This is a genomic window from Diaphorobacter sp. HDW4A (assembly GCF_011305995.1).
Classification (GTDB): Bacteria; Pseudomonadota; Gammaproteobacteria; order Burkholderiales; family Burkholderiaceae_C; genus Diaphorobacter_A.
Window position 1 is genome coordinate 3,678,041 of record NZ_CP049910.1, and the last position, 11,682, is coordinate 3,689,722.

The window sequence follows — 11,682 nt, forward strand, 5'->3', positions numbered from 1 at the left end:
CACAGATAGACAACACTGCCGGAATCGCCACCTTCAGGAGCACGACTAAGGTTTCTGGCAGCGTGCGCAGAAGAACGTGCTGCGCTGGCCTTGGCGCAGCATCTTGATGGGCGCGGCGCAGATCTTGCACGGCTGTCCCTCGCGCCCGTACACATTGGCCTCGAGTTGAAAGTGCCCCGCATTCCCATCAGCCGCAGAAAAATCACGCAGCGTACTGCCACCCGTGGCCACAGCCCTGGCCAACACCTCGCGAATGGCCGTGTGCAATTTCAATGCACGCGCCGGGCCTATTTTGTTGGCTGGCGTGGTGGGTCTGATTCCGGATAGAAACAATACTTCGGATGCGTAGATGTTGCCGACACCGACAACCACCTTGCCGCTCAGCAGCAACTGCTTGATCGGCAGACGGCTCGCTTTGAGTCCTTTTTTGAAATCATCGAATTCGAAATGGTCATCAAGCGGCTCCGGGCCCAGCTTTGAAAGCAGCTTGACGGCGAACGGATCGCTCTCGCCATCCAGCGCAAGCACCGCGCCAAAGCGGCGCGGATCGTGCAGCCGCAAAAGGCCCCGTGTGGTGCTGAGCTGGAAATGGTCGTGCGAACCAAGCGGCGGCAATTCGTCCGCAAAACGCAGGCTGCCCGACATGCCCAGGTGCAGCATCAGCATGCCGCGATCCATGTCCACCAGCAGATATTTTCCGCGTCGCCGCACCTGCAGCACCGTGCGGCCGATAAGGGAATCGGGCATAACGCCCAGCGGCCAACGCAATGGTTTGCCAAGAAAGACAGAACTTATCTGCGCTCCGCTGATCTGTTCAGCAAAGCTGCGCCGCGTGACCTCCACCTCCGGCAACTCTGGCATATCAACAATCACTTTCCAGTACAAATGGGCCGACAAGCCACAGTTTCACGAATGAGTGGAATTGCGTGCATGAACCAAGAACCTCAGGAACAGACCCGAGCATGGATTATTATGATCTGATGGTGCAAATTCATCGTTTACGGGCAGTTGCCATGGCCGCGGCCATGGCCATGTACGCCCATGTTTCCTGGGCGCAGGCACCTGCCGCGCCCGAGTCCGTCACCGCACTGCCTACGGAGGAAGAGCCTTCTAGCGACGCCAAGGCGGCCGTGGATGCGGAGCTGTTCTATGAGCTGCTTGTGGGCGAAATGACCACGGGCCAAGGTGACGCGGCCTCTGGCTACGCGCTCATGCTGGACGCTGCACGGCGCAGCGGTCAAGAGCAACTCTATCAGCGAGCTACGCAGATTGCACTGCAGTCGCGCTCAGCGGAAAGCGCGCTGATAGCGGCACATGCCTGGAAGGATGCCTTTCCCAATTCGCGCGACGCCAATCGCTATTTGCTGCAGATTTTGGTGATCCTCAACCGCATTGACGACACTTCAGGCCTGCTCAAGCAAGAGTTGGCTCTGTCCAATCAGCGCGTCAAACTTCTCACGCTCAAGGCGCTTCCGCAGATCTATGGCCGCGTGAGCGACAAGGCACTGGCCGCCAAGGTCGTGGAAACCGCCGTTTCCGGTGAACTGGACAACCCCAGCACCGGCCCCACCGCCTGGACCACCATCGGCCGCATGCGGCTGGCTGCCGACGACACCGCCGGCGCACTTGAAGCCGCAAAGAAGGCCATGGCACTCGATGCGACCGACGAAGGTGCTGGCACGCTCGCGCTGCAGCTCGTCGATGTGGGCGCGCCCGGTGCTCAGTATCTGCTCAAGACTTACCTTGCAGGTCGGCCCAGCCCCGAAGTGCGCATGAACTACGCCCGCTTTCTGCTGCAGGACCGCCGCACTGAAGAAGCCCGCGAGCAACTGACCCTGCTCACCGAGAGCAACCCTGAACTCGCCGATGCTTGGCTGGTGCGCGCCTCGCTCGATATCCAGGGCAAGCGCCCCGATGACGCCAAAGTCGCCCTGCAGCACTACATCACGCTGTCCGAGCCGAAGGCCGACAATCCCAGCGTGGCCAAGGCACTTTCGCGCGCTTACTTGATGGCCGCACAGATCGAAACCGACAGCGACAATTTCCCCAAGGCCCAGGAGTGGTTAACCAAAGCCGACAAAGTCGCCCCCGGTGACTTCTCGGTGAGCGTGCAGCAGGCCTCGCTGTTGGCCAAGCAGGGCGACCTGCCCAAGGCTCGCGCGTTGATCCAGTCCCTGCCCGCGGGCAACAACGAAGAGTTGCAGCGCAAGCTGCTCGCCGATGCCCAGGTGCTCAAGGAGTCCAAGCAGTTCGCCGAAGCGGTCACCGTAGTCGGCAAGGCTGCCGCGCTGACCCCGAACGACAACGATCTGGTCTACGAACAGGCCATGCTCGCGGAAAAAGCCAATAATCTCCCCGAGATGGAACGGTTGCTGCGCAAGATCATCGACCGCCAGCCCGACTACTACCACGCACGCAACGCACTGGGCTATTCGCTGGCCGACCGCGGAGTGCAACTGGAAGAGGCCAAGACGCATATCGACGCCGCTCTCACATTTGCGCCCGAAGACCCATTCATCCTCGACAGCAAGGGCTGGGTCGAGTTCCGCCTCGGCAACAAGCAAGAAGCCGCACAGATCTTCGAGAAGGTGTTCACCCAACAGCAGGACGCTGAAATCGCCGCGCACTATGGCGAAGTTCTCTGGAGCATGGGCCAGCAAGACAAGGCACGCGAAGTCTGGCGCAAGGGCCGCCAGTCCGATCCCCACAACGAAACGCTGGTCGAAACGCTTAAGCGACTCGGAGTCAGGCTTTGAACCAGACCCTGCACCGCCGCACCATCGTGCTGGGAGCAGCCGCACTGCTCGCGGCCTGCGCACAGCCCAAGCGTGACCCGAGCGCCCCCCTGAATGGCGAGGATTTCTGGACCGGACGCCTTGGGCTTCAGGTCGACGAAGGTGCAGAGAAAAACTTCAGCGCGGGCTTTGACCTCTCAGGCGACGCGGATCGCGGCAACCTCACGCTCTACAACCCGCTCGGAAATGTGCTTGCCAAACTCCAATGGTCGCCTGGGCTCGCCAACCTGGACTCGCCCGATCAGAAGCTTGAATCCGACTCCCTGAGCGCCCTGCTCATCCAGCTCACCGGCAACGACCTGCCGATTCAGGCCCTGTTCGGCTGGCTGCGCGGCGTGGACGTCAAAGTCACCGGCTGGACCGCCGACCTGAGTCGTATGGACAGCGGCCGCCTCACCGCAACACGTTTCTCGCCACAGCCCGGCGCCGTGCTGCGCATCGTCCTCAATCACTGAGACGGCGGCCTTTTCCTTTTTTCCCCGGCTGACAAACCAGACATCAGAAAGCAGACGATCGCCATGCAGGCCATCTACGACGTGCCGGCCCCGGCCAAACTCAACCTCTTTCTGCACATCACCGGCCAAAGAGACGATGGCTACCATCTGCTCGAATCCGTGTTCACACTCATCGACTGGCACGACACGCTGCACTTCGAGCTGCGCCAAGACGGCCAGATCACTCGCGAGGACCTCTCTGCGCCCCTGCCACCCGACGATCTGTGCACCCGTGCAGCGCGTGCACTGCAGCATGCTGGAGGGACACACTTGGGCGCTCACATCGGCATCTACAAGCGCGTACCTGCGCAGGCCGGCATGGGTGGCGGATCTTCAGATGCCGCCAGCACGCTTTTAGCACTCAATCGATTATGGGGGCTGAATCTTCCGCTATCACAACTTTCAGCCATTGGTTTGAAACTTGGCGCCGATATTCCATTTTTTTTATTCGGAAAAATGGCTTTTGTGAGTGGAATCGGTGACATAATTCAACCTCTCGATTCGCAGCAGCTACCGCCGCAAGCAACCCTTGCAGTAGTGAAGCCCGAAGCAGGATTGGATACGAAAGAGATTTTTTCGAACCCTTTCCTGAAACGCGATTCCAAGCATGCTACAATCGAAGACTTCGCTGCAACACACCACCAATTCGGTGGCAACGACTTGCAGCCAGTCGCTCAGGCGCTGTGTCCAGAGATAAAAAAAGTCATCGACTTTTTGAAATCAAAGGAAATGGATGCTAGAATGACGGGCTCAGGAAGTGCAGTGTTTGCACAGATGCCGCATACAGCAGATTTAACCGATGCGCCAAGCGCTTGGAAAATCAAAGTATGCAAAACTCTGGCAGTTCATCCTCTGGTGGGTTGGGCTACAGAAAAGGATATAGGTTGATTGCTTCCGGCAATTGACCTGTGTAGGGGAGTCGCCAAGCTGGTTAAGGCACCGGATTTTGATTCCGGCATGCGAAGGTTCGAATCCTTCTTCCCCTGCCAAATAATTTCCCGATACGGGACTTCAAGTTCAGATCACTGAGCCGCTCATGCAAGCCAATAACCCAGACTTCATGGTTTTCACGGGCAATGCCAATCCAGGCTTGGCCGCAGAAATCGTCAAGCACCTCGGAACCAATCTCGGCGCAATGGATGTGGGTCGCTTCTCCGATGGTGAAGTAACCGTCGAAGTCAAGCAGAACGTCCGTGCTCGCGATGTGTTCGTCGTGCAATCCACTTGCGCGCCCACCAACGAAAACCTGATGGAACTGCTGATCATGGTGGATGCACTCAAGCGTGCCTCCGCCGAACGCATCAGCGCCGTCATTCCCTACTTTGGTTACGCCCGTCAGGATCGTCGCCCGCGTTCTTCGCGCGTGCCGATCTCGGCCAAGGTGGTTGCAAACCTGTTGCAGACCGTGGGCGTTGCCCGCGTGCTGACCATGGATTTGCATGCTGACCAGATCCAAGGCTTCTTCGACATTCCCGTCGACAACATCTACGCCTCCCCTGTTCTGCTGGGCGACCTGAACCAGAAGAAGTACGAGAACCTGATTGTTGTGAGCCCCGACGTGGGCGGCGTGGTCCGCGCACGTGCTCTGGCCAAGCAGCTTGGAACCGACCTTGCCATCATCGACAAGCGTCGTCCCAAGGCGAACGTGTCGGAAGTGATGCACGTGATCGGCGACATCGACGGCCGCAACTGCGTGATCATGGACGATATGATCGACACTGCCGGCACGCTTGTGAAGGCAGCCGAAGTGCTCAAGGAGCGCGGTGCCAAGAACGTCTACGCCTATTGCACCCACCCAATCTTCTCTGGCCCCGCCATCGAGCGTATCGCCAAGGGGTCGGCTCTGGACGAAGTCGTAGTAACCAATACCATCCCATTGAGCGACGCCGCCAAGGGATGTGCCAAGATTCGCCAACTGTCCGTGGCGCCGTTGATTGCTGAGACGATCCACCGCATCAACACGGGCGAGTCGGTGATGAGCCTGTTCTCCGATCAAAACAGCAACTTCTGATACGTCGGACGTTGTCGAAAGCGCCAAGCCTCCCTCGGGAGGCTTGTGTGCTGTTCGGGATACAGGAAAAAGCCGGATCGGCATACGCATCATTCCAAGGAAATGCGCGCCGATTCTTTGAAACAGGGTCAGACTGGTCGCGGTCGGCCCATCTAGGAGTTAGTTATGAAATTCGTCGCTTTTGAGCGCGCCAAGCAAGGTACGGGTGCGAGCCGCCGTCTGCGTATTTCGGGTCGCACACCTGGTATCGTCTACGGTGGTGCTGGCGAAGTCCAACTGGTTGAGCTGGACCACAACAACCTGTGGCACGCCCTGAAGAAGGAAGCTTTCCACGCGTCCGTGCTGGACATGGAAGTGGACGGCAAGGAATCCAAGGTTCTGCTGCGTGACGTGCAATTCCACCCCTACAAGCAACTGGTTCTGCACGTTGACTTCCAACGCGTCGACGCCAAGACCAAGCTGCACATGAAGGTTCCAGTCCACTACAAGGGTGTGGAAGAATCCCCAGCGGTCAAGGGCGACAAGTGCCTCGTGACCGTTCTGGTGAACGAACTGGAAGTGTCCTGCATGCCTTCCGACCTGCCAGAGTTCGTCGAAGTGGACCTGAGCGGCCTCGTGAAGAACGCAACTCTGCGTGCCTCCGACGTGAAGCTGCCCAAGGGCGTTTCCGCTGTGGTCCGTGGCGGCAAGAACCCCTCTCTGGTGTCCATCGCTCTGCCAGCGGTTGAAGAAGTTGCTCCTGCCGAAGGCGAAGCAGCTGCTGCAGCACCCGCAGCCAAGAAGGGCAAGAAGTAATTCTTCTTGCCTCTCTGACTAGCGTCGCAACGGCCCACCTCGGTGGGCCGTTTTGCTTTGTGGCGGACGCAGCAACCTCAACAAGGACTTGCGACCCACACGATAATTCAAGACATCATGATCAAACTGTTTGTCGGCCTGGGCAACCCCGGTCCCGAATACGAAGCCACCCGCCACAACGCCGGATTCTGGTGGATTGACGAGCTCGCACGCGACCTCAAGGTGAATCTGCTCCCCGAACGCAGCTACTACGGTCTCATGGCCCGAGCGACCGTCGGCGGCAACACCATCTGGCTACTGGAACCTCAGACGTTCATGAACGCCTCAGGCAAATCCGTAGCCGCCCTCGCCCGCTTCTTCAAGATCAAGCCCGAGGAAATCCTCGTCGTCCACGACGAACTCGACATCCCCCCCGGCCAAGCTAAACTCAAACGCGGCGGCAGCCACGCTGGCCACAACGGCCTGCGCGACATCCACGCCCAACTCGGCTCAGCCGACTACTGGCGCCTGCGCGTAGGCATCGGCCATCCTGGCGTCAAATCCGAAGTCGTGAACTGGGTGCTCAAGAAACCATCACCAGACCAGCGCAAACTGATCGACGACAGCATCCTCCACTCGCTCAAGTCCTGGCCTGTACTGGTCGAAGGCGACATGGAAAAAGCCACGCTCCAGATCCACACCAACAAGCCTCCGAGGCCCAAACCACCCAAACCATCCCAACCTGTGGAAGCGGTGCCGAAAGACTGAGCGAGCTTGGCTCGTGCCGGGCTTGATGATCGGTTTGGGTTTTTGACTCTTGCTCTTGGTTTGAGGGCGGAGGCCGGGATTGCCCCCGGCGGGGCAATCACTTTTTGCTTGCGCGCAAAAAGTAATCAAAAACGCGCTTGGAAGTCATCCGGCGGAACTCGCGGCGTTCCTTCGTCACTCTGCTCGGGCAACCGCCGGAAGTCAGTTGTGAAAGAGGTGCGTACGGCACGTCGCTGCGCTCGTGCAGGGGCATTTGCATGGCTGCGTTGGGGCTCGAACGCCCACTGCGTTTTTGAGTTTGCAGTGCTTGAACGGCCGCTCGAAAATCACGCAGTTCTTGCACACCAACATCTCGCGAAGTCGCGAGATGAACGCCACGAGCGAAGCGACGTGCCGAATATTCCTCTTATGAAACCTCTAGCTCGCGGCGGTTGTCCGAACGGAGCGACGCAGTCGCGCAGTGAGTTCTGCCGCGGGTATTGAGAGCGCATTTTTGGTGACTTTTTGGGCAAGACCAAAAAGTTACTCCGCCGCCGGGCGGAACTCCCGGCCTCCGTAAGCGACGCCCCAGCAGAGGACCGAAAAAATAGGATGCCAGCCCCCACCCCAGCCCTCCCCCGCAAGCGGGAGAGGGAGAGCGAAAGCCGCCGCTTCAAGCAGCAGGAGAAGCATCCCCCTGCAGCCGCAGATATTTCTCCATCAAAGTCTCCCGACTTTCGACATGCCCCGGATTCACCGGAATACAAGCCACAGGACAGATCGCCACACACTGCGCCTCTTCAAAATGCCCCACGCATTCAGTGCACTTGTCCGGATGAATGTCGTAATGCTCCTCCCCCATGTAGATCGCATGGTTAGGGCACTCTGGCTCGCACACATCACAGTTGATGCACTCATCCGTAATCATCAAAGCCATGGCGCGGCCCTCCCCGCACTCAGGCGATGAACAGTGAATAGGGACAAAAGTGGTGAACTGCGCGTGACCATACCCTGATTATCCAATGCCCGGCCCGATAGCACCCAGCACCGCTGCATGGCCCAAGGCAAGCTGCGGTTTTTGCCGCTATGCTCGCAACCCATGGCTTTCTTTCTCCTCAAGCGCCTGTTGACTCTGATGGTGACGCTGCTGGCCACCTCGGCGGTCGTCTTCATCGTCCTGGAAATCCTGCCTGGCAACGCCGCGCAGGTGGCGCTTGGCCCCGATGCCTCGCCTGAAGCCGTGGCCGAACTGGCCCATCAGATGGGATTGAACCAGCCCGCGTTCACGCGCTATCTGCAGTGGGTGGGCGGGCTGCTGCAAGGCGACATGGGAACAAGCTACACCTATGGCTCGCCGGTACGCGAACTGATCTTCGAGCGCCTCGCACTCAGCGTGCCGCTGGCCATCATGGCAATGATCCTCACCACGCTGATCGCACTGGCCGCCGGCATCTACGCGGCGTCGCGGCACAATAAACTCGGTGACGTGGGCATCATGGGGCTCGCGCAGATCGGCATCGCGATTCCCAATTTCTGGTTCGCGATCCTGCTGATTCTCGTCTTCTCGGTGAAGCTGCAGTGGTTTGCGGCAGGCGGCTTTCCCGGCTGGAGCAAGGCCGACGGCGGCGGCTTCTTTGCTGCACTGCAGGCGCTGCTGCTGCCCGCCATCGCGCTCGCCGTGGTGCAGGCTGCGATCCTCGCGCGCATCACGCGCTCGGCAGTGCTCGACGTGTCGCGCGAAGACTTCGTGCGCACTGCCCGGGCCAAGGGCCTGACTCAGCGTGCCGCACTCTGGAAGCATGTGCTGCGCAACGCGATGATTCCGGTCATCACCGTCATGGGGCTGCAGTTCGCCAACCTGCTTGCGGGGACCATCGTCGTCGAGAACGTGTTCTACCTGCCGGGCCTCGGGCGCTTGATCTTCCAGTCGATCGCCAACCGCGACCTCATCGTCGTGCGCAACTGCGTGCTCCTGCTGGCCGCGATGGTGGTGGTCGTGAACTTCATGGTTGACGTGCTCTACGCCGTCATCGACCCGCGCGTGAAGGCGGGTGAACTGTGAAGACCGCGACCACGATCCCGTCCAAGGTCCCCACGAGCGCTCCGGGATTCTGGCATCGCGCGCTGCGCAACTACAGCTTTGCTATCGGTGCGGCGCTCACGCTGCTGCTGCTCGGCATGGCCGCCCTGTCCTTCGTCTGGACACCCCATTCCGCCTACACCGTGAACATGGACGCAGCCCTGCAGCCACCCAGCGGCACCTACTGGCTGGGCACGGACGCCTATGGCCGCGACATCGTCTCATCGCTGCTCGTGGGCGCGCGCAGCTCCATCATGGTCGGCGTGATCGCCGTCGGCATCGGCCTGCTCATCGGCACGGCGCTCGGCCTGCTCGCCGCCGCGCGTCGCGGCTGGGTCGAGGAGGTCGTCATGCGGATCGCGGACTTCACCTTCGCGTTTCCCGCGCTGTTGCTGGCCATCATGCTCACCGCCGTCTACGGCGCAAGCATCCGCAACGCCATCATCGCCATCGGCATCTTCTACATCCCCACGTTCGCACGCGTGACGCGTGCATCGGCCAAGCAGATCTGGGCGCGCGACTATATCCTCGCCGCGCGTGCCTGCGGCAAGGGGCCGTGGCGCATCACCATCGATCATGTGCTGCCCAACATCCTCCCCGCGCTGATCGTCCAGGCGACCATCCAGTTTGCGCTCGCCATCCTCGCCGAGGCCGCGCTCTCCTATCTGGGCCTTGGCACGCAGGCGCCCGAGCCGTCGTGGGGCCGCATGCTGGCCGAGGCGCAAACGCTGATGTTCCAACACCCGCTGCTCTCGGTCTGGCCCGGCGTGGCCATCGCGCTCACGGTGCTCGGACTGAACCTGCTCGGCGACGGTCTGCGTGATCTGCTCGATCCGCGCCTTGCGCGCCAACGTTGAGTGGAGGTGACACGCGATGAACCACAACGAAACAAGCACCCAACCCCTGCTCGAAGTCAGCAGCCTCGGCATCACGCTGAACACGCATCGCGGGCCCGCGCAGGCCGTGCGCGACGTGGGCTTCACGCTCGCGCGCGGCGAAACGCTGGGGCTGATCGGCGAATCGGGCAGTGGCAAATCCATCACCGCCATGGCCCTGATGGGCCTGCTGCCCGAGACCGCAACGACGCAAGGCAGCGTGCGTTTTGACGGCCAGGAGCTGCTGGCACTCTCCGACAAGACCATGTGCGCGCTGCGCGGCCACCGCATGGCCATGGTGTTTCAGGAACCGATGACCGCGCTGAATCCGGTGCACACCATCGGCCGCCAGGTAGCCGAGCCACTGCGCCTGCACCAGAACCTCTCGGCGCGCGAGGCCCGCGAAGGCGCGCTCGCGCTGCTCGAGCGCGTAGGCATTCCGCAGCCCGCGCAGCGCTTCGATGCCTACCCACACCAGTTCTCGGGCGGGCAGCGCCAACGCATCACGATTGCGATGGCGCTCGCCTGCAACCCCGATCTACTGATCGCAGACGAACCGACGACCGCGCTCGACGTGACCGTGCAGCAGCAGATCCTCGACCTCATCGCCGATCTGGTGGACGAGCGACGCATGTCGCTGATCCTGATCTCCCACGACCTCGGCGTGATCTCGCAGAACGTGGACCGCATGCTTGTGATGTACGGCGGCACCGTCGTCGAAAGCGGCTCGACCGTACAGGTCTTCGACCACATGGCCCACCCCTACACACGCGGACTGCTAGCGGCGCGCCCGCGCATGGCAGCGCTCGGTCAAGGCCGAACACGGCTGCAGACGATTCGCGGCACCGTGCCGGAACTCGTCGATCTACCACGTGGCTGCCCGTTCGCGGGCCGCTGCGAGCTCACCATCGACGCCTGCTCGCACGAGCGGCCGAGGGCGCAAGTGCTGGAAGCAGACCATGAGGTCCGCTGCCTGCGGCCCGAGGCGATCTCAGCCGAGAACGGAGCACACGCGTGACCACTAGCCCCACAAGCACCTCCCTGCTTGAAGTGCATGATCTCACGCGCAGCTACGACTTGTCGCGCGCCTCGCTGTTCGGCCCGCGTGAACAGGTGCATGCGCTGCGCGGCGTGAACCTCGCACTCGAAGCTGGCAAGAGCCTCGGCGTGGTCGGTGAATCGGGCTCGGGGAAGTCCACGCTCGCACGTCTCGTCATGGCGCTGGATGCGCCGACATCGGGCACCGTGAAGCTGCTCGGGCGTGATCTGCACCGGCTTGAACCTGAAGCATTGCGCGAGGCCCGGCACGATTTCCAGATGGTGTTTCAAGATCCCTACGGCTCGCTCGATCCGCGTCAGACGGTGGCGCGCATCATCACCGAACCCATGGCCGCGCTGCAGCGTGCGAACAAGGGCGAGATGCGCGAGCGCGCGCTCGAAGTGCTTGCGCAGGTGGGTCTTCGCAGCACCGATGTCGAGAAGTTTCCGCACGAGTTCTCGGGCGGGCAGCGCCAGCGCATCGCGATTGCGCGAGCACTGATGACCAAACCGCGCCTCATCGTCGCCGACGAACCGGTCAGCGCGCTCGACGTGTCGGTGCAGGCTCAGGTGCTCAACCTCATGCAGGACCTGCAGCAGCAATCGGGCCTGTCGTATCTGCTGATCAGCCACGACCTCGCAGTGGTGAGCCATCTGTGCGATGAGGTCGTCGTCATGCATCAGGGACAGATCGTCGAGCGCGGCACGCCCGCCGAACTGTTCACGCAGGCGCAGCATCCCTACACGCAGACGCTGGTGAACGCGGTGCCTCAGATTGCGCCGGGTCTCGCACGCGCGCGCCGTGCGGCACGCAGGGTAGCCTGAGCATCATTCCTATCTGTGCGGACGCTCGCATCTGTAGTAAAAC

The 11,682-nt window shown here is 61.1% G+C and carries 13 protein-coding genes and 1 tRNA gene; 11 read left to right on the plus strand and 3 right to left on the minus strand.

Annotated features, from left to right (window positions below; translation table 11 throughout):
• Window positions 1-45 precede the first annotated feature (45 nt).
• Window positions 46-861, minus strand: coding sequence for a bifunctional DNA-formamidopyrimidine glycosylase/DNA-(apurinic or apyrimidinic site) lyase (mutM, locus tag G7047_RS16775; RefSeq protein ID WP_166307798.1), 816 nt, complete (start codon window positions 859-861; stop codon window positions 46-48).
• 152 nt (window positions 862-1,013) lie between these two features.
• Between mutM and G7047_RS16780 the strand changes: the two genes are divergently transcribed.
• The 7 genes from G7047_RS16780 to pth all read left to right on the plus strand — a co-directional run bounded on the left by G7047_RS16780 (window position 1,014) and on the right by pth (window position 6,842).
• Entirely contained in the window at window positions 1,014-2,756 is a 1,743-nt protein-coding gene (locus G7047_RS16780; protein WP_240939159.1) for a tetratricopeptide repeat protein, read from the plus strand.
• On the plus strand, window positions 2,753-3,250 hold the full coding sequence (locus G7047_RS16785) for a lipoprotein insertase outer membrane protein LolB (RefSeq protein WP_166307804.1): 498 nt from the start codon (window positions 2,753-2,755) through the stop codon (window positions 3,248-3,250). Before G7047_RS16780 ends, G7047_RS16785 begins: the two co-directional genes overlap by 4 nt.
• A gap of 63 nt (window positions 3,251-3,313) precedes the next feature.
• Window positions 3,314-4,177, plus strand: a complete 864-nt coding sequence (gene ispE, locus G7047_RS16790) for a 4-(cytidine 5'-diphospho)-2-C-methyl-D-erythritol kinase (protein ID WP_166307807.1) — start codon at window positions 3,314-3,316, stop codon at window positions 4,175-4,177.
• Between the two features lie 24 nt (window positions 4,178-4,201).
• Window positions 4,202-4,278, plus strand: a tRNA-Gln gene (locus G7047_RS16795).
• A gap of 47 nt (window positions 4,279-4,325) precedes the next feature.
• Window positions 4,326-5,300, plus strand: coding sequence for a ribose-phosphate pyrophosphokinase (locus G7047_RS16800; protein WP_166307810.1), 975 nt, complete (start codon window positions 4,326-4,328; stop codon window positions 5,298-5,300).
• Between the two features lie 165 nt (window positions 5,301-5,465).
• Window positions 5,466-6,095, plus strand: coding sequence for a 50S ribosomal protein L25/general stress protein Ctc (locus G7047_RS16805; protein ID WP_166307813.1), 630 nt, complete (start codon window positions 5,466-5,468; stop codon window positions 6,093-6,095).
• Window positions 6,096-6,212: 117 nt separating this feature from the next.
• A complete protein-coding gene (pth, locus tag G7047_RS16810) occupies window positions 6,213-6,842 on the plus strand; it encodes an aminoacyl-tRNA hydrolase (RefSeq protein ID WP_166307814.1) in 630 nt (209 codons plus the stop codon).
• 97 nt (window positions 6,843-6,939) lie between these two features.
• Here the strand turns inward: pth and G7047_RS16815 are convergent, their stop codons facing one another.
• Both G7047_RS16815 and G7047_RS16820 read right to left on the minus strand, forming a co-directional pair.
• Window positions 6,940-7,185 carry a hypothetical protein gene (locus G7047_RS16815; protein ID WP_166307817.1) on the minus strand — a complete coding sequence of 82 codons (246 nt, stop codon included), beginning with the start codon at window positions 7,183-7,185 and terminating at the stop codon, window positions 6,940-6,942.
• 309 nt (window positions 7,186-7,494) lie between these two features.
• On the minus strand, window positions 7,495-7,758 hold the full coding sequence (locus G7047_RS16820; protein WP_166307820.1) for a YfhL family 4Fe-4S dicluster ferredoxin: 264 nt from the start codon (window positions 7,756-7,758) through the stop codon (window positions 7,495-7,497).
• 162 nt (window positions 7,759-7,920) lie between these two features.
• Here G7047_RS16820 and G7047_RS16825 point away from each other — a divergent pair, with 162 nt between their 5' ends.
• Genes G7047_RS16825 through G7047_RS16840 form a run of 4 tightly spaced genes read left to right on the plus strand, consistent with a single transcriptional unit; the run spans window position 7,921 to window position 11,639 of the window.
• Window positions 7,921-8,883 (plus strand): ABC transporter permease, encoded by a 963-nt coding sequence (locus G7047_RS16825; protein ID WP_166307823.1) that lies wholly within the window; start codon window positions 7,921-7,923, stop codon window positions 8,881-8,883.
• Window positions 8,880-9,758, plus strand: coding sequence for an ABC transporter permease (locus G7047_RS16830; protein ID WP_166307826.1), 879 nt, complete (start codon window positions 8,880-8,882; stop codon window positions 9,756-9,758). The genes G7047_RS16825 and G7047_RS16830 overlap by 4 nt, the downstream gene beginning before the upstream one ends.
• Before the next feature lie 16 nt (window positions 9,759-9,774).
• The gene (locus tag G7047_RS16835) at window positions 9,775-10,794 is read left to right on the plus strand and encodes an ABC transporter ATP-binding protein (protein ID WP_166307829.1); all 1,020 of its coding nucleotides are present in this window, start codon (window positions 9,775-9,777) and stop codon (window positions 10,792-10,794) included.
• Window positions 10,791-11,639: an ATP-binding cassette domain-containing protein gene (locus tag G7047_RS16840; protein WP_166307832.1), complete on the plus strand. Its 849-nt coding sequence runs from the start codon at window positions 10,791-10,793 to the stop codon at window positions 11,637-11,639. Before G7047_RS16835 ends, G7047_RS16840 begins: the two co-directional genes overlap by 4 nt.
• The last annotated feature ends 43 nt before the right edge of the window (window positions 11,640-11,682 follow it).